The organism is Pantoea sp. ARC270 (assembly GCF_003236725.1).
Taxonomy (GTDB): Bacteria; Pseudomonadota; Gammaproteobacteria; order Enterobacterales; family Enterobacteriaceae; genus Pantoea; species Pantoea anthophila.
In genome coordinates, this window is sequence record NZ_PUGA01000040.1 from 1 (window position 1) to 23,425 (window position 23,425).

Here is a 23,425-nt window from a genome sequence, read left to right on the forward strand (position 1 = left end):
TCCGGCTTTCTTTCGCCCTTAAATGCGCCGGATAGCGGGCGTGGCGGAGGGATCTCTGTATGCCGTTGATCGGAGCGCAGCATAAATTCAGGCATAGACTGAAAAGTGTTACAGACTACGCCCGGCGCGCCCGCGTTGCTGGACTTGCGGGGTGAGGGTACATACAATCGGGACAACGTTGCTGGCTAGCGCTGGCATCATCAACGCCTTGCAGGAATTTAGGAGAGGTCAGAAAGATGTCATTTGAAGTGTTTGAGAAACTGGAAGCGAAAGTACAGCAGGCGATTGATACCATCACCCTGTTGCAGATGGAAATCGAAGAGCTGAAAGAGCAGAACAACTCACTGCGTAACGATGCGCAACAAGTCGCGGGCAACCACGATGCGCTGATGCGTGAAAATCAGCACCTGAAAGAAGAGCAGCACGTCTGGCAGGAACGTCTGCGCGCACTGCTGGGAAAAATGGAAGAGGTTTGAAGCCTCAGCTGATGTGAAAAACGGGTGCTCAGGCACCCGTTTTCATGTCTGCTCCCGGTTGCTGTCGGACCTTATTCGAGGTCCAGCGCATCCTCTGACAGAATGATACCGGTGTTGTCGGCATAGAGATGGTCACCGGAAAAGAAGGTCACACCGCCGAAATTGACGCGCACATCGCTTTCACCAATCCCTTCACCCGCCGCGCCGGCCGGGATGGCGGCAATCGCCTGAATGCCAATTTCCAGCTCTTCCAGCTCGTCAACCTGACGTACTGACCCGTAGATGACCAGGCCTTCCCACTCGTTAGTGGCTGCCAGACGTGCCAGCTGCGCATCCACCAGCGCCCGACGTACGGAACCGCCGCCATCAATCACCAGCACCCGACCGCGGCCATTTTCTTCCAGCAGGTCGTAGAGTAAGCCGTTGTCTTCAAAGCATTTCACTGTGGTAATCTGACCACCGAATGAAGTGCGCCCACCAAAGTTTGAAAAAAGCGGTTCAACCACATTCACTTCTTCATGGTAGATATCGCAGAGTTCAGATGTATCGTATTTCATAAGGGTTTCGTCTGTTTGCCACAGGAATGCTAAGTATATCGCTATATGCAGATTGTTGGCAAAATCATCACCCTGAAAAAAGCATCGTTCGATCAAGAACATGCATAAAAAAGCCCAGCCGGTTCGGCTGGGCTTCTGAAAAGTGCGACATCCGTGAATCAGAGAATGAAGCGGCTCAGGTCTTCGTCAGCCACCAGTTCATCCAGATGTTTACCCACATAGTCAGCATCGATGGTGACCGATTCACCGTGACGATCGCTGGCGTCATAGGAGATATCCTCCATCAGACGTTCCAGTACGGTATGCAGACGACGCGCACCGATGTTTTCGGTGGTTTCGTTAACCTGCCATGCGGCCTCAGCGATCCGGCGGATACCATCCTCGGTGAACTCAATATTCACGCCTTCGGTATTCATCAGCGCTTTGTACTGCACGGTTACAGACGCGTTAGGCTCTGTCAGAATGCGCTCGAAATCATTCACGGTCAGCGCCTGCAGTTCAACGCGGATAGGCAGACGGCCCTGCAGTTCCGGGATTAAATCGGACGGGCTGGCAACCTGGAACGCGCCCGAAGCGATAAACAGAATGTGGTCCGTTTTCACCATACCGTGCTTGGTTGAGACCGTGCAGCCTTCCACCAGCGGCAGCAGGTCGCGCTGAACGCCTTCGCGTGACACATCCGGACCGCCAGCATTCTGGCCGCCGCGCTTACAGATTTTGTCGATCTCATCGATAAACACGATACCGTGCTGCTCGACGGCATCGATGGCGTCCTGTTTAAGCTCTTCCGGATTCACCAGTTTTGCCGCTTCTTCTTCGATCAGCAGCTTCATCGCTTCTTTGATCTTCAGCTTGCGGGCTTTCTGCTTCTGGCCGCCAAGGTTCTGGAACATCGACTGCAGCTGGCTGGTCATCTCTTCCATTCCCGGAGGCGCCATGATTTCGACGCCCGGGCCGCTGGCGGCCAGGTCGATCTCAATCTCTTTGTCATCCAGCTGGCCTTCGCGCAGTTTTTTACGGAACGACTGGCGCGCCGCAGAAGGTTCCGCGCTCTGCTCTGACTGGCCCCAGTTGTTTTTGGCTGGCGGAATCAGAACATCCAGGATGCGCTCTTCCGCCATCTCTTCTGCACGGTATTTGTTCTTTTCAATCGCCTGGCTGCGCACCATCTTAATGGCGGAGTCGGTCAGGTCGCGAATGATCGAATCGACTTCCTTACCGACATAACCCACTTCGGTAAATTTGGTCGCCTCGACCTTGATAAAAGGCGCATTGGCCAGTTTAGCCAGACGACGGGCGATCTCCGTTTTACCGACACCGGTCGGTCCGATCATCAGGATGTTTTTCGGGGTCACTTCATGGCGCAGCTCTTCATCCAGCTGCATGCGACGCCAGCGGTTGCGCAGTGCAATAGCCACGGCGCGCTTGGCGCTGTCCTGGCCGATAATAAAGCGGTTCAGTTCGCTGACGATTTCGCGTGGAGTCATCTCAGACATAGTTATACCTTTACGCCCTGGAGGTTAATTCTTCGAAATTAACGTTATGGTTAGTGTAGATGCAGATATCGCCTGCGATGTTCAGCGACTTCTCAACGATGTCGCGCGCGCCCATGTCGGTATTCTCCAGCAGCGCACGTGCCGCGGCCTGGGCGAAAGGTCCGCCGGAGCCGATGGCAATCAGATCGTTTTCAGGCTGAATTACATCACCATTACCGCTGATGATCAGTGAGGCGGACTCATCCGCGACCGCCAGCAGGGCTTCAAGCCGACGCAGCATACGGTCAGTACGCCAGTCTTTAGCCAGTTCCACCGCGGCTTTCACCAGGTGGCCCTGATGCATTTCCAGTTTACGTTCGAAAAGCTCAAACAGGGTGAAGGCGTCTGCGGTGCCGCCAGCAAATCCGGCAATCACCTTATCGTTGTATAAACGACGCACTTTTTTAACGTTGCCTTTCATCACGGTATTGCCGAGCGTAGCCTGGCCATCACCGCCAATCACTACCTGGCCGTTGCGTCGTACACTTACTATTGTTGTCACGGGCAGACCCCTTGTTGCAGTCGGAAAAGGACTCCGCGCACGGGGCGCGGAGTATCATGCAACAGATATGGGGCGGGTTTGACGGGTTTCAACCCCCGATTGAGAGGGGAATGCAGCCGGAGTGGCCGGAACTGCGCAGACGCTTCAGTGTGCTGTCCGCAGAGGCGCGATCTTTATACGGACCAATCACCACGCGATTCCAGCCGCCACCGGTCGTAATGCGGCTTTCAAATCCTTCAAAGGCTAAACCGGCACGCACTGACTCCGCCTGGTCGGTGCCTTTGAATGACCCGCACTGTACCATCCAGCGCTGCGAAGAGGCTTTCTCCGCCGGTTTCGCTTTTGCGGTCTCCTGCGGTTTTGACTGCACCTCGGGTTCCCGCGTAACTGGCGCAGGCTGCGTCTGGCGCTGAACATTTTGCTGCTGCTGCTGCTGCTGCTGCTGACGTTGCTGCTGTAACTGCAGCTGCTGCTGACGCTGCTGTTGTTGCTGCTGCAACTGCTGCTGGCGCTGTTGCTGCTGTTGAGCCTGCAACTGCTGACGTTGCTGCTGCAGTTGTTGTTGCTGAACCTGCTGCTGCTGACGTTGCTGCTGTTGCTGGAACTGCTGCTGCTGGCGTTGCAGCTGCTGTAACTGCTGCTGATGCTGCAGCGTCTGCTGACGTTGCGCCGGTGTCTGTTCGTTCCACGGCACTTCGTTCAGCTGCGTTGGCTGCTGGCGCATATCCGCCTGCATCTGCTCCAGCAGCTGACGCTGCTCGTCAGTCAGCTGCGTCTGCGACTTCACCTCGCCACCCGAAGAGGGTTCGATAGGGGTCGGCACGGTAACCTGACGGTTCTCCAGCTCTTTAATATATTTCCAGCGCTCTTCGGGCTTCGGCGGTAAGCCATTGCCGTTGGCTTTATGATCCGTAATGACCGGCACGTCCTCTTTCTTGTGATGCGCCAGGAACCATAAACCACCGGCAAAGGTCACCAGCACGGCGACCGCCAGTACAATCATCAGTTTGGATGTTCCCGAACCGCCTTTGCTCTTCTTGCCGCGGCTGGGGCTTTTTTTGCGACGCGTCCCTGTTGAACGCCCGCGGCCTACGTAATCTTTTTGTGCCACTCTCGTTCTTATACCCTTCAAAAATAGTGCCAGATGGGCGAAATGATGATTTTTACGCGCCCGGCAAGGAGTCCGCCATGTTACTCAAGGGTCGGAACTTTGACCAGCAGTGTTCGCTTTAAGAATCTACTGAAAAAGCGCGGCGAATACGCTTATTTTTCACGCTTTTTTGCGCGCGCCGTGCTGCCCCGAATGGTCAGACCCGCGTCCAGTAGCCGCGAACCGCTGATGACCCGTTTGCCATTCAGCTCATCCAGCAGCAGCAGCATCGCTTCCCGGCCGATCTGATAACGCGGTTGGGTAACGGTAGTCAGCGGCGGCTCGCAGTAGCGCGACAACTCGATGTCATCAAATCCCACCACAGAGAGATCGTCAGGTATCCGCAGCCCGCAGCGTCGGGCCTGATTCATCGCCCCGAGCGCCATAATGTCGCTGTGGCAGAACAGCGCGCGCGGTGGCTGCGGCAGGGTCATCAGATGATTCATCGCGGCAACGCCCGCTTCAAAGGTGAAATCGCCGCGCACAATATAGGTGGGATCGACCGTCAGGCCACTGCGCCGCATCGCCTGGACATAGCCCTGTAAACGATACTGACAGAGCGGCATCTCTTCCGGCCCGGCGATGCAGGCAATCTGTGTGTGACCTAACTGCAGCAGATGATTAACCGCTTCAAACGCGGCGGTCAGGTTGTCGATGTGCACCGAGGGCAGTGACATTTCGGGCGCAAACTCATTTGCCATCACCATCGGCGGCAGGTTGCGCTGCTCATCAATGCCGGCATCAAAGGGCAGCTGTGAGCCCAGCAGGACCATGCCATCTATCTGGCGTGTCACCATCAGGTTGAGAAAGGTTCGCTCCTGCTGATTCTGATGGGCGCAGTCGCCAATCAGCACCAGATAACCCTCTTCAGCTGCCGTGACTTCAATGCCGCGGATGATTTCACTGAAGAAGGGATCGCAGATATCAGGGACAATGACGAGGATGGTTCGGGTCTCATTGCGACGCGCGTTGCGTGTGGGACCATGTGCTGCATAGCCGACGGCGGCAACGGCCTGTTCGACTTTCTGTCGGGTGGCCGCAGAAACTTTCTCCGGATTCATCAGCGCACGCGATACGGTGGCGGTTGAGACACCCGCATGTTCCGCGACATCCTTCATCGTGGCGGCGGGCGGTTGTTGATTCTGCTCCAACACATGCTCCTGACGCATTATGGCGTGTTCGATTCTGTTTTTGCCTGCTCAGAGGCAAACCAGCCACATTGTTAACGATTGCGTGGCTGGTTGTTACTTAATTTGCATAAAAATTGTGACTTATGCGACATTTTTCGATCTGGCTCGCAACGTCAGCGGAGATCAGCTCTCGGTAGGGTCAATATCCAGCGTCCATTTCACTTTGCGCGCGGCGGGCAGGGTGGAAATCAGCGGCAGCGAACTGCTCAGCAACTGCTGCAGACGCTGCCGGGAAGGGTGCTGAACCAGCAGTTGCCAGCGCCAGCGGCCGCTGCGTTTTGGCTGCAGGGCCGGGACCGGCCCCATAAACCACATGGCCTGATCGTTGAGCGGACTGGCCTCCAGCAGGTTACGAAGCTGTTGCAGAAATTCAGCTGCCTGCTGATTATCCATATCTTCAGCGCGAAACAGCGCATGGCGGCTCCAGGGGGGCAGGTGAACCGCCTGGCGCTCCAGCAGTGCCTGCTGCGCAAACGCCGTATAGCCCTGGTGCAGCAGGGTCTGAAGCAGCGGATGTTCCGGGTGGTGGGTCTGTAGCAGGACTTCGCCCTGCTTACCGGCACGCCCGGCACGCCCGGCGACCTGGGTGTAGAGCTGAGCAAAGCGCTCCGCCGCACGAAAATCGGCGGAAAACAGCGCCCCATCGACATCCAGTAGCGACACCAGCGTCACGTCAGGGAAGTGGTGACCCTTCGCCAGCATCTGAGTACCAACCAGAATGCGCGCGCCTCCGCGATGCACATCGGCCAGATGCTGCTCCAGCGCCCCTTTACGGCTGGTGGTATCACGATCGATTCGCGACACCGGCACGCCAGGGAACAGCGTGCCGAGCTGCTGTTCCAGCTGTTCCGTGCCGACACCGACCGGCAGCAGGTGAGTTGAGCCACATTGCGGGCACTGATGAGGAAGCGGACGCTGACTGTCGCAGTGGTGGCAGCGCAGCTGGCGATGATGCTGATGCAGCGTGTAGTAGCGGTCACAGCGGTGACACTCGGCAATCCAGCCGCAGTCGTGACAGAGCAGGGCGGGCGAAAAGCCGCGGCGGTTAAGAAACAGCAGCACCTGATTATCCGCCTGCAGATGCTGACGCATTTTGCCAATCAGGCCCGGTGCCAGGCCGCCGATCAACTGCACACCTTTTAAGTCGATCAGCTGTTGCAGCGCCGGTCTGGCATTGCCTGCGCGCTTTGTCAGGTCGAGCTGGCGATACTTGCCGCTGCGCACATTGTGCAGCGTCTCCAGCGCGGGCGTCGCCGATCCCATTACAATCGGGATATTTTCTTCATGGGCGCGAAACACAGCCAGATCGCGCGCCTGATAGCGCCAGCCCTCCTGCTGCTTGTAAGAGCTGTCGTGCTCTTCATCGATAATGATAACTCCCGGCCGGGCCAGCGGGGTAAACAGCGCCGAGCGGGTGCCAATCACAATCGCCGTTTCACCACGCCGCGCACGTAACCAGACGGCCAGCCGCTCACTGTCGTTTAAGGCGGAGTGCAGCACGTCAATCGGCGCATCAAAACGCTCCCGGAAGCGGGCAATGGTCTGCGGGGTCAGGCCAATCTCCGGGACCAGCACCAGCGCCTGTTTTCCCCGTGCCAGCACATTCTCCAGCACGCTGAGGTAGACCTCCGTTTTGCCGGAGCCGGTGATGCCCGCCAGCAGCCAGGCGGCGTAATGTTCGTCATCTGCCCGAATTGCACCGACCGCCATCGCCTGATCGGTATTCAGACGCAGGCGTTCGCCTTTAACGGCGAAGGTGGTTCGCCAGTCGTGCCGCTGCGGCTGATGCTCATACAGCTCGCACAGCCCTTTGGTGCGCAGAGCCTGAAGCGTCGCCTCCGTCAGGTCGTGTTCGCTGACCTGATGGCGATAGAGCGGCTGCTGACGCAGGGCAGCCAGCGCCTGCTGCTGTTTGGGCGCGCGCTTTAAACTCTCCGGCGTGGTCGCCCGGCCCTGCTCGGTAATTTCCCAGCGCCATAACGGGTTGTCCTGCGCGGGTTTGCCCTGACGCAGCAGCACCGGGATGGCATGATTCAGCACTTCGCCCTGGGGAGAGTGATAGTAGCTGGCGGCCCAGTTAAGGATGCGCCACAGCGAAGAGGGATAGAGTGACTCGCTATCCAGCACCTCAATGACGCGCTTGAGCTGTCCTTCGGGCAGATCGCTGCTCTCACGCAGGGCGACCACAATGCCGATCATCCTGCGATTGCCAAAGGGCACACTTACGCGACCACCAATGATCGGCTGCGCGCCCTGTGGCGGCAGATAATCAAACAGGCGGGGCAAGGGGACGGGCAGGGCAACCTGGACAACGGGCATAACTCTCTCTTTCCGGCTCGGGCATCGGGAGGGCTAGTGTACACGCTGGACCCGGATGGCGGATATCCCAGGATAAATTTGCAGCAATGATAACTTCTCTGTATAATATGCCGCCTTCGGTGAGAAAGACCTTGCCGGAGTACACCCTATAATGTTCAACCGCGTGTGGTGCTGTGCAGGTTTACGCCTGGCACGGAGAGCGACACGGCCTTCTATGAGGTTTCCCATGAAACAAGGTATTCACCCGAAATACGAAGCAGTTACTATCAAATGTACCTGCGGCAACGAGATCCACACCCGTTCAACACTGACTCACGAACTGAACCTGGACGTCTGTGGTAAATGCCACCCGTTCTATACCGGTAAGCAGCGTGAAGTGGCAACTGGTGGCCGTGTTGACCGCTTTAACAAGCGTTTCAGCGTGCCAGGCGCTAAAAAATAAGATTAAAAGGCACCTGAACCTGCGGGTTCGGCGGCAACAAAAAACCCAGCCTCGGCTGGGTTTTTTTATGGGTGGTTACAGGCTGGAGTCTGTTTCAGGTTTGTTCAGCTCCAGAAGCTGCGTGGTGTAATTACCATCTAAAGCAGCAATAGTGGTGATCTTAGGGGCTAAAATCGAAATCTTATCCGCTTTCATAGTGCCCTGCTTGCACAATAACCACAACCGGCAGGATGCGTTACTGATTTTGCCATCCGTTGTCACCACCAGGGTTGCCGCCTGTAAGGTGCCCCTGTTAAAAATCTCTTTCTTACCTGTCACGTTTAACCGCTCAGTCGCCTGTATCACACCCTGATTGTTGAATTTGTCAGAAAAAATATTAGCATTCTGCGCGGTAAGGGTACCTGCGCTGGAGACCGATAGCGCGGAAATATTGGCCGTACCCTGTGCGGTGACGTTGCCGCCTGATAAGAGGTCTACCTCTTTGACGGCAATCATATTGAGACTACTCGCCTGAATTGAGCCAGAGTTTATCAGACTGGTATTAGCAATAGCGGTCGTAACACCATTTGTCGTGTTATAGCCGGTCTGCATTCCCAGCGCTTTTGACGCAGTAATCGTTCCTTTATTCTCAACATTGCCCTTAAAAGAGAGGATGCTTACAGAACCATCACTATTTATCCGTCCTTTATCATTGTTAATAAACTTCCCATAACTCACGATGGTCGAAGAGTCGGTCGTTTTAATTGAGCCTTCATTCGTGAAAGCGTCGGTTGTCTGAAGAACCGCTCTGTTTGCAGAAAGCGTTCCTTTATTCATCATTCCGCCGCTTGCCATAAGGCTCGCCGTTTGAGTTTCGAGGGTACCACTGTTTGTCAGAGTACCATTGGATGAGATATAGAGAGTGGTAGCGTTCAGAACGCCATTATTATTGACGCCCGCACCGGCTTCCGTGGTTTGCAGCTGGATCAGACCTGCAGTTGCTCCGCCCAGCGCGCTGACATCAATGCTGTTGCCGCCAACCCGGTCTGTGGTGCTGGCTTTAGCCTGACCCGATGCAATGTTATAGGTATATTTACCGGCAATCGCCTTCAACTGGGTCGTTTCTACTTTACCCTGAAGATTGATTTTTTGCGCCAGCAGATCCGTATAATCGGCTCCTGTCAGCCCGTTGCCCTTAACGGTAAGCGTGCCTTTCGTCACATTGAATCCCGTCAGTGCACCATCGGTCAGAATCGGCGAGCCGGTGGTCAGGGTGGCACGTCCGGTATTGATAAAATTACAGCCCGAACAGGTGATCCCGTTTGGGTTGGCGATGATGACATCGGCCTTCTGACCTGCGACTTCAATAAAGCCGTTCAGTGAGGAAGCTTTATTTGAGATGACCTCGTTCAGAATCAGGCTGGCTGAGGTATTCAGATTGCTGTTCCGGGCAATACTACCACTGTCTCGGACTATATCTGCGGTGCTGTTATTCAGTACCATCCCTTTGTTTGAGACGTTAAAGCTCTGATACAAATTATGCGAAAGGCCATTCCCATCAGGCTGATTGATATTTACCACGGTCGAACCATTTGCATGCTGATAACTGTTTAGTGCAGAAAGCGCAGGCTGGCTGCACAGGGTGGCGAGCGTCGCCAGGAATAGCAGATTAAACTTATGCATATTCATTTTTTCCTCTGTATATGTGTGTTTATTTTCAAACTCTTTTTTATTTAACGACTTACTTCTTACTAATATTTCCACTGTAGTGAAAAACCGAGCGTAACGGGGTCGGTGTGGAAAGCCTGGGGTTTTTTAACCGGGGTGCCGGCAAAAAGATCAAAGCGTGTTTTCATAAGTGTTCCTCGCAGGCCAGCCACGCTCCCCACAACGGTTTTTCCGGCATATTCCTGCTGGCTGCTATTACCGTAGACCTGGCCTGCGTCAATACCGATATAGGGCTGAACCGCTTTGTCAGGGAAAATCCAGCTGATATCGTTGCGCCAGAACCAGCCTTTATTATCCTGAAGCGCGTATTCACCATCGAAGCCACGAACCGTCCAGCGGCCTGCCAGCGAAAAGCGGTTCAGGGAAGAGAGTGTATCGGGAGAATATTGCACACTGACGTGGGGTGAATAGTTCAGCCAGTTATCCCCTATCTGGAAATTAACGGAACCTTCCATGTCCAGGTTGACAATCCGGCCCTGCTTATCAATGAGTTCATACGTCTGCTCTACGGTATGGCTGCTGTTAAACCAGGGCATTTTCCGCTGATAACTCAGAGTGGTCGTCAGCGCCGCGTTGTCCTCATGCCACTGATGCTGCAGCACCGCTTTCCAGCCTGCACTTTTTTTATGCATGCTGATGAGGTCCCTGTCATCCAGCGAATAACGTGATGATGTATTGAAGATCTGCAGGCCAGCTGTGGTGGTGTGAGAGACGGTGCGCGAGAGAAGTCGGTTGAGCTGCGCACTGTAGTAGCTGTTCTTATTATTCAGCGTCCATTCTGACCAGTTTCCGGTAAGATGTTGCTGGTAATGGCTCTGGCTGGCATAGAGATCGAGCCACCAGTAACCCCATGGCACCGAATAGCCCAGCGATTTATTATCATTGCCTTTATGGGTCTGTTTCGGAGCAATATCGTGTCCATAAGAGACGTAAAATATGTCACTTAACGACGCAATGTTGTTTAAATAGAGTGCGGTTCCTCCCTGATAACGCCCGGTCGCCGCCGAGCCGGCATCATTCAGCCAGGCGCTCATCTGCCAGTATTTATCCTGTTCGCGCTGGATAACGATATCGCTTTCACCTTTGCTGCTGCCAGGCAATAACCGAACGTTAACCCGCGATCCCGGAACGCGCTGAAGATTAAGACTGCCCTGTTCCAGATCGCTGAGTTCGAGCAGATCGCCCGTGCTGAACGGCAGGGTACTGGTCAGATTAATATCGTCGCCACTCGCCTCATTTAGCACGATTTTTCCGACGTGGCCGGCATGAATATCAAACGTTAATGTACGGCCCGACAGATTCTGTTCGGGCAAATTAACACGCGTTGTAATATAACCCAGTCGGATAATTTCATTCTGCAGCGTTTTAGCCAGAAGTCTTATTCCGGCAATGCCCAGACATCTCCCTTCGGCCTGCGCGGTAAAATAGCGCAATTTTCTGAGGTGCAGTTTTTTACTGTCCTGATTCAGCGAAATATTATCGATTGGATAGCAATTTTCCTCATGCGGAAACGGAATCGCTTCCGGTCTGAAATTCTCTTTTTCAGACATGCCCGGCAGGAGGTCAGGCGTTAATTGTGCTTTGCGCTCCCTATCCTGTTGCCGGGCGTTAATATTCTCATTTTGCACCGTTATCGCTGGCGCGACACGAGATGCAGAAGTGAAATAACTGATTGTGCTGGTGATAAAAAGAATTAAAAGAGAGGGTCCAAAGTTTTTTATTTTATATTTAATAGTCATTGGCTTTCCGTGAAGTTGTCGCTATGACAAAATCTTACGGATGCGCATATTAGTGAACAATAGTAATAATTCTATTATCTGGATAAAACAATGTTCTTATTGCAATGGAAATAACGAAATAAAAAGGTAAAGAGGGTAGATTTCTCTGACACGTCTGACAGTGAATATGCAGGCGATGGCGTCAGGCCGGAAGAGAGAAGCGTCACAGGGGGCTGCGCGAATCGGAAAAGCGGCCCCCTGAGCGGAGCCTGCTTCTCTGCAGCGAGGTCAGACGACAACGGCGCCGGGGATCAATATTCCCATGTGTCCGGATCAACACCCATCTGGCGCATAATTGCTTTCGCTTCTTCCGGGATCTCATCGCTGCGCTCTTTGCGCAGGTCGACATCATCCGGCAGCGGTTGACCCGTAAAGGCATGTAAAAAGGCTTCGCAAAGCAGCTCGCTGTTGGTGGCGTGACGCAGGTTATTTACCTGACGACGGGTACGCTCATCCGTTAAAATCTTCAGCACGCTCAAGGGGATAGAAACTGTAATCTTCTTGACCTGCTCGCTCTTCTTACCGTGCTCAGCGTACGGGCTGATATATTCGCCGTTCCATTCAGCCATGGGTTACCTTAATTAATAAACGTTAAATGTGAGGAAATCAGCGGATTATGCCTGATTTTTTCCTGCCTGACCCCTGATATGGCGGGTTTTCTTCGTTCACTGCCTCTGTTTTTCAGAGGGGAACGCCAGGCGATGACGCATGATTTTAGCGGGTATTGCGTTTCTGCTCAATCTATACGCAAAGACATTTAGATGTCCAGATGTATTGACGTCTAATTAGAGGGTGATATTCTGTGAGCCACATTTTATTCACTTTTCAGGAACAATTCGCTCATGACGCGTAAACCGGCAACCATCGCAGTGCGTAGCGGTTTGAATGATGACGAGCAGTATGGCTGCGTTGTCCCGCCTATCCATCTTTCCACAACCTATAACTTTCTGGATTTTAATGAGCCGCGTGCGCATGACTATTCCCGTCGGGGTAATCCCACGCGTGATGTCGTGCAGCGTACGCTGGCGGAACTGGAAGGCGGTGCGGGCGCGGTATTAACCAATACCGGGATGTCGGCGATTCATCTGGTGACGACGGTGTTCCTGAAACCTGGCGATCTGCTGGTTGCGCCACATGACTGCTATGGCGGCAGCTATCGGCTGTTTGACAGCATGAATAAGCGCGGCGCATATCGGGTGAAATTTGTTGATCAGGGTGATCCGGTGGCGCTGCAGGCGGCACTGGATGAGAAACCTAAACTGGTGCTGATTGAAAGCCCCAGCAATCCGCTGCTTCGCGTAGTGGATATCAGCGCGATTTGCACTGCTGCCCGCGCGGCAGGTGCCATCAGCGTGGTGGATAACACCTTTATGAGTCCGGCCCTGCAGAATCCGCTGGCGCTGGGGGCAGACCTGGTGATCCACTCCTGTACGAAATATCTCAACGGTCATTCCGACGTGGTGGCAGGCGCGGTGATTGCTAAAGATCCGCAGCTGGCGACGGACCTGGCCTGGTGGGCAAACAACATTGGCGTCACGGGCGCGGCCTTTGACAGCTACCTGCTGCTGCGCGGGATTCGCACGCTTTCACCACGCATCGCAGCGGCGCAGCGCAATGCGCTGGCGATTGTGGAGTATCTGAAGCAGCAGAAACGGGTGAAAAAGTTGTATCATCCTTCGCTGCCGGAGAACGCCGGACACGAACATGCCGTTCGTCAGCAGCGCGGCTTTGGCGCCATGTTGAGTTTCGAGGTTGACGGTGACGAGGCGCTGCTGCGCCGCTTCCTGAAAGCGCTGCGGCTGTTTACGCTGGCGGAATCGCTGGGTGGCGTTGAGAGTCTGATCTCCCACACCGCCACCATGACGCACGCGGGGATGTCGGCAGAGGCACGCGCTGCAGCGGGCATTTCCGATACGCTACTGCGGGTTTCTGTTGGTATTGAAGATCACGAAGATTTAATTGCCGATCTGGATAATGCATTCCGGGTCGCAGCCGAGGGTTAAGCATGACGATTTCAGCAGGCACGGGAACGCCGACTATCAGGCAGTTGCATAAATTTGGCGGCAGTAGCCTGGCCGACGCACGCTGCTATCAGCGTGTGGCCAGCATCATGGCGGATTACAGTCAGCCGGGCGACATGATGGTGGTCTCTGCGGCTGGCTCGACCACCAACCAGCTGATTAGCTGGCTGAAGCTGAGCCAGAGCGACCGGCTCTCCGCGCACCAGGTGCAACAGGCTTTACGGCGTTACCAGAGCGAACTGATCGGTGCGCTGCTGCCTGCTGAGATGGCGGAACCCTTAACCGCGGCATTTATTCGCGACCTGGAAAAGCTGGCCGCGCTGCTGGATGGACCGATAACCGATGCGGTCTACGCTGAAGTGGTCGGCCACGGTGAACTCTGGTCGGCGCGCCTGATGGCAGCGGTGCTGAGTCAGCGCGACATGCAGGCCTGCTGGCTGGATGCGCGTGAGTTTCTGCGTGCTGAACGTGCGGCCCAGCCGCAGGTCGATGAAGGCAAATCCTGGCCGCTGCTGCAGACCCTGCTGGCACAGCATCCGCATCAGCGCATCGTGGTGACCGGCTTTATCAGCCGCAATGACGCGGGTGAAACCGTCCTGCTTGGCCGCAACGGTTCCGACTACTCCGCCACGCAGATTGGTGCGCTGGCAGGTGTGGGACGGGTCACGATCTGGAGCGATGTGGCGGGCGTCTACAGCGCCGATCCACGCAAAGTTTCTGATGCCTGTCTGCTGCCGCTGTTAAGGCTGGACGAAGCCAGTGAGCTGGCGCGTCTGGCGGCCCCGGTGCTGCATACCCGCACCCTGCAGCCGGTTTCCGGCAGCGATATCGACCTGCAACTGCGCTGCAGTTATCAGCCGGAGCAGGGTTCCACCCGCATCGAGCGGGTGCTGGCCTCCGGAACCGGCGCACGCATCGTGACCAGTCATGATGATGTCTGTCTGATTGAAATCCAGCTGCCGGAGCAGCATGACTTCGCCATCCTGCACAAAGAGATCGACCTGCTGCTGAAGCGGGCGCAGCTGCGTCCGCTGGCGTTTGGCATCCATCCTGACCGCCAGCTGCTGCAGCTCTGTTACACCTCTGAAGTGGTCAACAGCGCCTTTACGCTGCTGCAGGATGCCGGACTGCCGGGCCATCTGCAGCTGCGTGACGGCCTGGCGCTGGTGGCGCTGGTAGGCGCAGGCGTGACCCGCAATCCGCTGCATACCCATCGCTTCTGGCAGCAGTTAAAAGATCAACCTGTTGAATTTATCTGGCAGTCTGAAGAGCACATCAGCGTGGTCGCGGTGCTGCGTGTCGGTCCCACTCAGCATCTGATTCAGGGATTGCATCAGTCACTGTTCCGTGCAGAAAAGCGTATCGGCCTGATGCTGTTTGGCAAAGGCAATATCGGCTCACGCTGGCTGGAGCTGTTTGCCCGCGATCAGGAAACGCTCTCAGCGCGCACCGGCTTTGAATTTGTGCTGGCGGGTGTGGTGGACAGCCGTCGCAGCCTGCTGAGTTATGACGGACTGGATGCCAGCCGTGCGCTGGCCTTCTTTGACGATGAAGCGGTAGAGCGTGACGAAGAGTCGCTGTTCCTGTGGATGCGCGCCCATCCGTTTGATGATTTAGTGGTGCTGGATGTCACCGCCAGTACGCCGCTGGCGCAGCAGTATCTCGACTTTGCCAGCCACGGTTTCCATGTCATCAGCGCCAATAAAGTGGCCGGTGCATCCGACAGCCAGACCTGGCGGCAAATCCGTGATGCTTTTACCAAAACCGGTCGTCACTGGCTCTACAACGCCACTGTCGGTGCAGGTCTGCCGATCAACTATACGGTGCGCGATCTGCGTGACAGCGGTGATACCATCCTGGCGATCAGCGGGATCTTCTCCGGCACGCTGTCATGGCTGTTCCTGCAGTTTGACGGCACGGTTCCCTTCACCGAGCTGGTGGATCAGGCGTGGCAGCAGGGCCTGACCGAACCCGATCCGCGGGCCGATCTCTCAGGGCAGGATGTGATGCGCAAACTGGTGATCCTGGCGCGTGAGGCGGGCTATAACATCGAGCCGGATCAGGTGCGGGTCGAATCGCTGGTGCCAGACAACTGCCAGCAGGGCTCGGTTGACCATTTCTTTGAAAATGGCGATGAGCTGAATGAGCAGATGCTGCAGCGACTGGAAGCGGCGCGGGAGATGGATCTCGTGCTGCGTTATGTTGCCCGTTTTGATGCCAACGGCAAGGCGCGCGTCGGGGTTGAAGCGGTTCGTCCGGAACATCCGCTGGCCTCGCTGCTGCCCTGCGACAATGTCTTCGCCATTGAGAGCCGCTGGTATCGCGACAACCCGCTGGTAATTCGCGGGCCGGGTGCAGGCCGGGATGTCACCGCCGGTGCTATCCAGTCAGATATCAATCGCCTCGCACAACTGCTCTAGTCCTCCCCTCAGGCGCTTCGGCGCCTGTTTTCAATGCGTTACCGCTGCCTGTTGAATCTCTTTCATGCTGGTTGAAAATTGATCATCGCTGTTCACGATTTATTCGTTGACGGCACGATCGGATTGGGTCATTTTGAACATCTGGACGTCTAAACGTTCAGATGTTCGCGGTCCAGTTTTTAACCGATGAGGATGCAGGATGAGTTTCTTTCATGCCAATCAGCGCGAAGCGCTAAACCAGAGCCTGGCTGAGCTGAACGGGCGCATTAACGTCTCATTTGAGTTCTTCCCACCGCGGTCTGGTGAAATGGAAGAGACCCTGTGGCGTTCCATCGACCGTCTGAGCAGCCTGAAACCGAAATTTGTTTCTGTCACCTACGGTGCCAACTCAGGCGAGCGCGATCGCACGCATAGCATTATCAAAGGCATTAAAGATCGCACCGGTCTGGAGGCGGCCCCTCATCTCACCTGTGTTGATGCCACCCGCGATGAACTGCGCGCCATCGCCCAGGATTACTGGCATAACGGCATCCGTCACATTGTGGCGCTGCGGGGCGATCTGCCAGAGGGAGGCGGCAGGCCGGAGATGTACGGCAGCGATCTGGTGGCGCTGCTGAAAGAGGTCGGCGATTTTGATATCTCCGTCGCGGCCTATCCGGAAGTCCATCCCGAAGCGAAAAGCGCCCAGGCCGATCTGATTAACCTGAAGCGAAAAATCGATGCAGGCGCAAGCCGCGCCATTACCCAGTTTTTCTTCGACGTGGAAAGCTATTTACGTTTCCGCGATCGCTGTGTCGCGACCGGCATCGACGTTGAAATTGTGCCAGGCATTCTGCCGGTTTCTAACTTTAAACAGCTGCAACGCTTTGCCACGCTGACCAATGTGCGCGTGCCGGGCTGGATGAACGCGATGTTTGCCGGACTGGATGAGGACCCGGAAACACGGAAAATGGTCGGGGCAAACATCGCGATGGACATGGTGAAAATCCTGTCACGCGAAGGGGTGAAAGATTTTCATTTCTACACGCTGAACCGCGCTGAAATGAGTTACGCCATCTGCCACACGCTGGGCGTGCGTCCGGTTGCGGTGGCGGCTTAACCGCTCTCCTTCAGGCAATAAAAAAGTCGGGACAGTCCCGACTTTTTTTATGGCGGCGTTCAGAGGGCGCGGACGCTTCGCCGCGCCTGCGCGCTAACCGGTGTTACGCATGCCTGCTGCAACGCCCGCAATGGTCACCATCAGGGCCTGCTCAACGCGCGGATCCGGCTCATCGCCGCGTGCTTCCTGTGCGCGTGAACGATGCAGCAGTTCGGCCTGAAGGACGTTAAGCGGGTCGGTGTAGACGTTACGCAACGCAATTGACTCGGCAATCCACGGCTGGTCGGCCATCAGGTGCGAGTCGTTGGCGATGGTCAGCACCGCTTTGATATCGGCATCAAGCTGATCGCGCAACTGCTTGCCCAGCGGCCAGAGGGATTTGTCGACCAGACGCTGATCGTAATACTCTGCCAGCCACAGGTCCGCTTTTGCGAACACCATCTCCAGCATCCCCAGGCGGGTAGAGAAGAAAGGCCAGTCACGGCACATCGCCTCCAGCTGATCCTGATGACCTGCCGCCATCGCCTGCTGCAGGGCCGCACCGGCACCCAGCCAGGCAGGCAGCATCAGACGGTTCTGCGTCCAGGCGAAAATCCATGGGATGGCACGCAGCGACTCCACGCCGCCGGTCGGGCGACGTTTAGCCGGGCGTGAGCCGAGCGGTAATTTACCCAGCTCCTGCTCCGGCGTGGCTGAACGGAAGTAGGGAACGAAGTCGGCATTTTCACGCACATAACCCCGATACATCGCACAGGAGTCAGCGGAGAGCTGATTCATGATGTCACGCCATTCGCGTTTTGGCTCCGGCGGTGGCATCAGGTTCGCTTCCAGAATTGCGCCGGTATAGAGCGACAGACTGGCGATGGTGACGGCCGGTAAACCATATTTGAAGCGAATCATCTCGCCCTGTTCGGTGACGCGCAGACCGCCGCGCAGACTTCCTGGCGGCTGCGACAGCAGCGCGGCATGAGCCGGTGCGCCGCCACGGCCAATGCTGCCGCCGCGTCCGTGGAACAGGGTCAGGGAGATGCCCGCTTTCTCGCAGGTTTTGATCAGTGCATCCTGCGCCTGATATTGCGCCCAGCTGGCGGCCATCACACCGGCATCTTTCGCCGAGTCAGAGTAGCCAATCATCACCATCTGTTTGCCCTGAATAAAGCCGCGATACCAGTCGATGCTCAGCAGCTGGCTCATCACATCATTGGCGTTGTTCAGGTCATCCAGGGTTTCAAACAGCGGTGCAACCGGCATCGCATAGCTGATGCCCGCTTCTTTCAGCAGCAGATGCACGGCCAGCACGTCAGACGGGGTTTTCGCCATTGAGATCACGTAGGCGGCGATGGAGCCCTGTGGCGCTTCAGCCGCGACGCGGCAGGTTTCCAGCACTTCACGCGTCTCGTCGCTGGGTTCCCAGCTGCGCGGCAGCAGAGGACGCTTAGAGTTCAGCTCACGGATCAGGAAGGCCTGCTTGTCCGCTTCAGACCAGCTTTCATAGTCGCCCAGTCCCAGATAGCGGGTGACTTCGGCAATCGCTTCGGTGTGACGGGTGCTCTCCTGGCGCAGATCGATACGCACCAGCGGCACGCCAAAACATTTCACGCGGCGCAGCGTATCAAGCAGCTGACCGTTGGCGATAATGCCCATGCCACACTGCTGCAGCGACTCGTAGATGGCAAACAGTGGGTCCCACAGCTGATCGTTGGAGACCAGCAGGTCGGCCGGACGCGGCAGACGCTCGCCTTTCAGGCGATGTTCCAGGAATGACTGCGTGCTCATGAGCTGGCTGCGCAGACGCTTCAGGATCACACGATAAGGTTCGATCGCTTCCGGATCGCCGCTGAGTTCACGGATCTCATCGCTGCACTCCGACATCGACAGCTCGGAGATCAACACGCCGATATCGCGCAGGAACAGGTCAGTGGCTTTCCAGCGGCTCAGCTGCATCGCATGACGGGTGATCGACGCCGTCACATTCGGGTTGCCGTCGCGGTCGCCACCCATCCAGGAGGTGAACCGGACCGGGACGAAATCCACCGGCAGCTTAATGCCAAACGCCTCTTCTACCTGTTCGTTCAGCTCACGCAGAAAGGCAGGAACGCCTTCCCACAGGCTGTTTTCCACTACGGCAAAGCCCCATTTGGCTTCATCGATAGGGGTCGGACGGTATTTGCGGATTTCATCGGTGTGCCATGCCTGCGCAACCAGCTGGCGCAGGCGGCGCATAATCTGGTTACGTTCGTAGTCAGAGACATCGCTGTGGTCGAGCTGTTTCAGGCAGCTGTTAACTTCGACCAGCTTGTGAATCAGGGTACGGCGGGTGATTTCGGTCGGATGCGCGGTCAGCACCAGCTCCAGCGACAGCGACTCAATGGCCGCCAGAATGTCGCTTTCACGGATATCTTTCTGCTGTTTCAGGGTCTCAAAGGTCTTTTTCAGCAGTTCCGGGTGATTCGCCCCTTCGCCACTCTGGGAAATGGTCTGATACTGCTCGGCCACGTTGGTAAGGTTAAGAAACTGGCTGAAGGCGCGTGCAACCGGCAGAAGCTCTTCGTTGGAGAGATTCTGCAGCGTATTGAGCAGTTCTTTACGATGTGTGTCATTACCTGCACGGGATGACTTGGAGAGCTTACGGATGGCTTCAACCTGGTCGAGGATATTCTCGCCCAGAGCTTCCTTAATCGTATCCCCGAGCAGTTTGCCGAGCATACTGACATTACTTCGCATTGCGGAATATTGTTCGTTCATTGGACCCTGACACCCTTATCGTCTTGAAAAACTTCTACACCCGACCTTTCAGGCAGCAGAAAAATCGGCAACGTTCTGCTCCCGCTAATCTACAGGGAACCGGCTCCGTTGCCGCCTGTCAGCATTCTGAAACGTTCTGGATAGTCACCCGGTGGGCATAACAACGTCTTTTATCTAGCCACGTAATGTTGCGTTCGTCAAATGCGTTAAAGTGGGCTGAACAGGTCGCTAAATAACGGAAATTCGAAGAATTTATCGGGAACAAAGCGGGATAAGTTATTCTTATTGGTAAATCCCGCAGAATGAGGGGGCATTTTACTGTTAATACAGTGAAATGCCCCATTTACTGTCAATCAGTGACAGAAATGCTGCACAACCTGACTGATAAGCGCCCGTGTCGGCTTGATAAATGCAGTATCAATAAATTCATCTGGCTGATGGGCCTGATTAATGGATCCTGGCCCCAGCACCAGCGTGGGACAGAGCTGCTGAATAAAAGGGGCTTCGGTACAGTAGTTGACGATTTCGGTCGGCGTGCCCAGCAGTTTTTCCACCACACTCACCAGCTCATGATTCGCCGGACACTCATAGCCGGGAATCGGTGGATGCAGTTCGGCCACTGTGACACGGCCTGGCCAGCGTGCGCTGACCGGAGCCAGCGCCTCGTTAAGCAGCCCATCCAGATCGCTGAGCGACAGGCCCGGCAGCGGACGGATATCCATATGCAGTTCACAGCAGGCGCAGATACGGTTAGCGGCATCACCGCCATGAATATGGCCGAAGTTCATGGTGGGATAAGGGATGGCAAAGCCATCATGGTGATAACGCTCCTGCAGGGTCGTGCGCAGTTGCATCAGATGGGTAATCGACTCATGCATCAGTTCAATGGCGTTCACGCCGCGAGCCGGATCGCTGGAATGGCCCGATTTCCCTTCAATGCGGATCACATTCGACAGGTGTCCTTTGTGCGCCCGCACCGGCTTGAGTGATGTCGGTTCACCGATAATGGCGCAGTCGGGGCGCAGCTGCGTCGATTCAGAGAAATATTTCGCGCCGGCCATCGTGGTCTCTTCATCGGCCGTGGCAAGAATATAGAGCGGCTTGCTGAGGGTGCTGACATCCACATCCCGCAGCGTATCGAGAATAAAGGCGAAGAAACCTTTCATATCTGCCGTACCCAGGCCATAGAGCTTGTTGTCGTGCTCGGTCAGGGTAAAGGGATCGCGTGTCCAGCGGCCATCATCAAAGGGAACAGTATCGGTATGCCCGGCTAACAGCAGGCCGCCCGCGCCGGTGCCGGTCCGCGCCAGCATATTAAATTTATTGCGGGTGCCGGGTACAGGCTGCACTTCCACGCTGAAGCCGAGGTCACGAAACCAGCCTGCCAGCAAATTGATTAAAGTTTCATTACTCTGATCCAGAGCCGCATCGGTTGCACTGATCGACGGTGTGGCGATTAACTGGCGGTAGAGTTCAATAAAAGGCGGTAATTTTGTCTTCACTGTTGACGGTCCTTGGGTTAGGATGTATCCATATTCATGCATTAATAGTGAATAAAAATACATTAACGTCCTCTGCAAGGAAACCTTAAATCACTGCAGAAGACTGAGTGGGTTACGGGGCAAGGCCGCGGCCCGGGACGTGCGACTGTAAAAGGGGTTACAGCCTGATGTTGAATACGCTGATCGTTGGTGCCAGTGGTTATGCTGGAGTAGAGCTTGCCACCTTCCTGAATCGTCATCCACATATCAACATAACCGCTTTAGCGGTTTCGGCGCAAAGCCCTGATGCAGGTAAGCGCTTGTCCGATCTTCATCCGCAGCTGAAAGGCGTGGTGGATCTTCCGCTGCAGCCACTGAGCAGCGCGGCGGAGTGGGCAGACAAAGTGGATGTGGTCTTTCTGGCGACGGCGCATGAAGTCAGCCACAATCTGGCTCCGGAATTTCTTAAGGCGGGTTGTGTGGTGTTCGACCTGTCGGGCGCTTTCCGGGTCAATGACGCTGAGTTCTACACCCGCTTCTATGGCTTCACCCATCAGCATGGCGACTGGCTGGACAAAGCCGTTTACGGCCTGGCGGAATATCAGCATGAAAACATTCAGCAGGCGCAGCTGGTGGCCGTGCCGGGTTGCTATCCGACCGCCGCGCAGCTGGCGCTGAAACCGCTGGTGGATGCCGGACTGCTAAACGACGCGCAGTGGCCGGTCATCAATGCCACCAGTGGCGTGAGCGGTGCCGGCCGTAAAGCCAATGTCGGCACCAGCTTCTGCGAAGTGAGCCTGCAGCCTTACGGCCTGTTCAATCATCGTCATCATCCGGAGATTGTGGCCCACCTTGGCACCCCGGTGATCTTCACCCCACATCTGGGCAGCTTCCCGCGCGGTATCCTGGCGACCATTACCTGCCGTCTGAAAGCGGGTGTCAGCCGCGAAGATATTGCCGCCGTTTTCCATCGCGCCTATGACAATAAGCCGCTGGTGCGTTTCTATGACCAGGGTGTGCCGGCGCTGAAAGCCGTCGTGGGCCTGCCTTACTGCGACATCGGATTTGAGACGCAGGGCGAACATCTGATTGTCGTGGCAGCCGAAGACAATCTGCTGAAGGGTGCGGCATCACAGGCGGTGCAGTGCCTGAACATCCGGTTCGGCTTCCCAGAAACGCAGTCACTGATTTAACGGACAAATAAACCATGACCAATCCATTGATTATCAAACTGGGCGGTGTGCTGCTGGACAGCGAAGAAGCGCTGGCCCGCTTGTTTGAAGCGCTGCTGAAATATCGCAGCACCCATCAGCGTCCACTGATCATTGTCCACGGCGGCGGTTGCCTGGTGGACGAGCTGATGAAAAAGCTGGCGCTGCCGGTGATGAAGAAAAATGGCCTGCGCGTCACCCCAGCCGATCAGATCGACATCATTACCGGTGCGCTGGCGGGAACCGCCAATAAAACGCTGCTGGCCTGGGCGAAAAAATCGGGCATCAACGCGGTTGGCCTCTGCCTGGGTGATGCGGGCATCGTGAATGTCACCGCCTTCGATCCTGAACTTGGCCATGTGGGCCACGCCATGCCAGGCGACCCGGCACTGCTGAATACGCTGCTGGCGGCGGGTTACATGCCGGTGGTGAGCTCTATTGGCATCACTGAGGGCGGCGAACTGATGAACGTCAACGCCGATCAGGCGGCGACGGCACTGGCTTCAACGCTGGGCGCGGATTTAGTTCTGCTCTCCGACGTGAGTGGTATTCTCGACGGCAAAGGTCAGCGCATCGAAGAGATGACCGCTGACAAAGCGGAGCAGCTGATCACCCAGGGCATTATTACCGATGGCATGATTGTGAAAGTGCACGCGGCGCTGGATGCCGCGCGTACGCTGGGCCGCCCGGTCGATATCGCCAGCTGGCGTCACGCTGAGCGGCTGCCTGACCTGTTTAACGGCGTGTCGATTGGCACCCGGATTCTCGCTTAACGACTCTGATTCAAGGATT

General features: G+C 56.0%; 18 protein-coding genes. 7 read left to right on the plus strand and 11 right to left on the minus strand.

What is annotated here, in order from left to right; all coding sequences use genetic code 11:
- Window positions 1-236: 236 nt before the first annotated feature.
- Window positions 237-476, plus strand: coding sequence for a cell division protein ZapB (zapB, locus tag CKF42_RS16985; RefSeq protein ID WP_003851242.1), 240 nt, complete (start codon window positions 237-239; stop codon window positions 474-476).
- A gap of 71 nt (window positions 477-547) precedes the next feature.
- Here zapB and rraA read toward each other — a convergent pair whose 3' ends face one another.
- The 6 genes from rraA to priA form a co-directional block, all read right to left on the minus strand.
- Window positions 548-1,033: a ribonuclease E activity regulator RraA gene (gene rraA / locus CKF42_RS16990; protein ID WP_009088032.1), complete on the minus strand. Its 486-nt coding sequence runs from the start codon at window positions 1,031-1,033 to the stop codon at window positions 548-550.
- Window positions 1,034-1,191: 158 nt separating this feature from the next.
- Window positions 1,192-2,529: an HslU--HslV peptidase ATPase subunit gene (gene hslU, locus CKF42_RS16995; RefSeq protein ID WP_046100836.1), complete on the minus strand. Its 1,338-nt coding sequence runs from the start codon at window positions 2,527-2,529 to the stop codon at window positions 1,192-1,194.
- A 10-nt stretch (window positions 2,530-2,539) separates the two neighbouring features.
- Window positions 2,540-3,070 carry an ATP-dependent protease subunit HslV gene (gene hslV, locus CKF42_RS17000; RefSeq protein ID WP_009088029.1) on the minus strand — a complete coding sequence of 177 codons (531 nt, stop codon included), beginning with the start codon at window positions 3,068-3,070 and terminating at the stop codon, window positions 2,540-2,542.
- An 88-nt stretch (window positions 3,071-3,158) separates the two neighbouring features.
- Entirely contained in the window at window positions 3,159-4,181 is a 1,023-nt protein-coding gene (gene ftsN, locus CKF42_RS17005; RefSeq protein WP_111208709.1) for a cell division protein FtsN, read from the minus strand.
- Window positions 4,182-4,333: 152 nt separating this feature from the next.
- Window positions 4,334-5,371: a DNA-binding transcriptional regulator CytR gene (gene cytR / locus CKF42_RS17010; RefSeq protein ID WP_199559886.1), complete on the minus strand. Its 1,038-nt coding sequence runs from the start codon at window positions 5,369-5,371 to the stop codon at window positions 4,334-4,336.
- A gap of 162 nt (window positions 5,372-5,533) precedes the next feature.
- Window positions 5,534-7,729: a primosomal protein N' gene (gene priA, locus CKF42_RS17015; protein ID WP_111208711.1), complete on the minus strand. Its 2,196-nt coding sequence runs from the start codon at window positions 7,727-7,729 to the stop codon at window positions 5,534-5,536.
- A gap of 226 nt (window positions 7,730-7,955) precedes the next feature.
- Here priA and rpmE point away from each other — a divergent pair, with 226 nt between their 5' ends.
- Window positions 7,956-8,171, plus strand: coding sequence for a 50S ribosomal protein L31 (gene rpmE / locus CKF42_RS17020; protein ID WP_003851227.1), 216 nt, complete (start codon window positions 7,956-7,958; stop codon window positions 8,169-8,171).
- A gap of 75 nt (window positions 8,172-8,246) precedes the next feature.
- On the opposite strand, the gene CKF42_RS17025 is transcribed toward rpmE, so the two are convergent.
- The 3 genes from CKF42_RS17025 to metJ form a co-directional block, all read right to left on the minus strand.
- Window positions 8,247-9,833 carry a filamentous hemagglutinin N-terminal domain-containing protein gene (locus CKF42_RS17025; RefSeq protein ID WP_233501053.1) on the minus strand — a complete coding sequence of 529 codons (1,587 nt, stop codon included), beginning with the start codon at window positions 9,831-9,833 and terminating at the stop codon, window positions 8,247-8,249.
- A 68-nt stretch (window positions 9,834-9,901) separates the two neighbouring features.
- Window positions 9,902-11,428, minus strand: coding sequence for a ShlB/FhaC/HecB family hemolysin secretion/activation protein (locus tag CKF42_RS17030; RefSeq protein ID WP_233501054.1), 1,527 nt, complete (start codon window positions 11,426-11,428; stop codon window positions 9,902-9,904).
- 479 nt (window positions 11,429-11,907) lie between these two features.
- Entirely contained in the window at window positions 11,908-12,225 is a 318-nt protein-coding gene (gene metJ / locus CKF42_RS17035) for a met regulon transcriptional regulator MetJ (RefSeq protein ID WP_009088019.1), read from the minus strand.
- Between the two features lie 273 nt (window positions 12,226-12,498).
- Here metJ and metB point away from each other — a divergent pair, with 273 nt between their 5' ends.
- The 3 genes from metB (at window position 12,499) to metF (ending at window position 17,196) form a co-directional block, all read left to right on the plus strand.
- Window positions 12,499-13,659 carry a cystathionine gamma-synthase gene (gene metB, locus CKF42_RS17040; RefSeq protein WP_009088017.1) on the plus strand — a complete coding sequence of 387 codons (1,161 nt, stop codon included), beginning with the start codon at window positions 12,499-12,501 and terminating at the stop codon, window positions 13,657-13,659.
- 2 nt (window positions 13,660-13,661) lie between these two features.
- Entirely contained in the window at window positions 13,662-16,097 is a 2,436-nt protein-coding gene (locus CKF42_RS17045) for a bifunctional aspartate kinase/homoserine dehydrogenase II (RefSeq protein ID WP_111208714.1), read from the plus strand.
- A gap of 199 nt (window positions 16,098-16,296) precedes the next feature.
- Window positions 16,297-17,196 carry a methylenetetrahydrofolate reductase gene (metF, locus tag CKF42_RS17050; RefSeq protein WP_009088014.1) on the plus strand — a complete coding sequence of 300 codons (900 nt, stop codon included), beginning with the start codon at window positions 16,297-16,299 and terminating at the stop codon, window positions 17,194-17,196.
- A 93-nt stretch (window positions 17,197-17,289) separates the two neighbouring features.
- Here the strand turns inward: metF and ppc are convergent, their stop codons facing one another.
- Window positions 17,290-19,941, minus strand: coding sequence for a phosphoenolpyruvate carboxylase (gene ppc / locus CKF42_RS17055; RefSeq protein WP_111208715.1), 2,652 nt, complete (start codon window positions 19,939-19,941; stop codon window positions 17,290-17,292).
- Between the two features lie 353 nt (window positions 19,942-20,294).
- Window positions 20,295-21,443 carry an acetylornithine deacetylase gene (argE, locus tag CKF42_RS17060; protein WP_009088011.1) on the minus strand — a complete coding sequence of 383 codons (1,149 nt, stop codon included), beginning with the start codon at window positions 21,441-21,443 and terminating at the stop codon, window positions 20,295-20,297.
- Between the two features lie 167 nt (window positions 21,444-21,610).
- Here argE and argC point away from each other — a divergent pair, with 167 nt between their 5' ends.
- On the plus strand, window positions 21,611-22,615 hold the full coding sequence (argC, locus tag CKF42_RS17065) for an N-acetyl-gamma-glutamyl-phosphate reductase (protein WP_111208716.1): 1,005 nt from the start codon (window positions 21,611-21,613) through the stop codon (window positions 22,613-22,615).
- Between the two features lie 14 nt (window positions 22,616-22,629).
- Window positions 22,630-23,406 carry an acetylglutamate kinase gene (gene argB / locus CKF42_RS17070; protein ID WP_009088007.1) on the plus strand — a complete coding sequence of 259 codons (777 nt, stop codon included), beginning with the start codon at window positions 22,630-22,632 and terminating at the stop codon, window positions 23,404-23,406.
- Window positions 23,407-23,425: the final 19 nt, after the last annotated feature.

Coding starts and splice junctions, on each gene's coding strand:
- priA (WP_111208711.1), bottom strand. CDS start 7,729: ATGCCCGTTGTCCAGGTTGCCCTGCCCGTCCCCTTGCCCCGCCTGTTT.
- rpmE (WP_003851227.1), top strand. CDS start 7,956: ATGAAACAAGGTATTCACCCGAAATACGAAGCAGTTACTATCAAATGT.
- CKF42_RS17045 (WP_111208714.1), top strand. CDS start 13,662: ATGACGATTTCAGCAGGCACGGGAACGCCGACTATCAGGCAGTTGCAT.
- ppc (WP_111208715.1), bottom strand. CDS start 19,941: ATGAACGAACAATATTCCGCAATGCGAAGTAATGTCAGTATGCTCGGC.
- CKF42_RS17025 (WP_233501053.1), bottom strand. CDS start 9,833: ATGCATAAGTTTAATCTGCTATTCCTGGCGACGCTCGCCACCCTGTGC.
- metF (WP_009088014.1), top strand. CDS start 16,297: ATGAGTTTCTTTCATGCCAATCAGCGCGAAGCGCTAAACCAGAGCCTG.
- argB (WP_009088007.1), top strand. CDS start 22,630: ATGACCAATCCATTGATTATCAAACTGGGCGGTGTGCTGCTGGACAGC.
- hslU (WP_046100836.1), bottom strand. CDS start 2,529: ATGTCTGAGATGACTCCACGCGAAATCGTCAGCGAACTGAACCGCTTT.
- metB (WP_009088017.1), top strand. CDS start 12,499: ATGACGCGTAAACCGGCAACCATCGCAGTGCGTAGCGGTTTGAATGAT.
- metJ (WP_009088019.1), bottom strand. CDS start 12,225: ATGGCTGAATGGAACGGCGAATATATCAGCCCGTACGCTGAGCACGGT.
- CKF42_RS17030 (WP_233501054.1), bottom strand. CDS start 11,428: ATGTCTGAAAAAGAGAATTTCAGACCGGAAGCGATTCCGTTTCCGCAT.
- zapB (WP_003851242.1), top strand. CDS start 237: ATGTCATTTGAAGTGTTTGAGAAACTGGAAGCGAAAGTACAGCAGGCG.
- argC (WP_111208716.1), top strand. CDS start 21,611: ATGTTGAATACGCTGATCGTTGGTGCCAGTGGTTATGCTGGAGTAGAG.
- rraA (WP_009088032.1), bottom strand. CDS start 1,033: ATGAAATACGATACATCTGAACTCTGCGATATCTACCATGAAGAAGTG.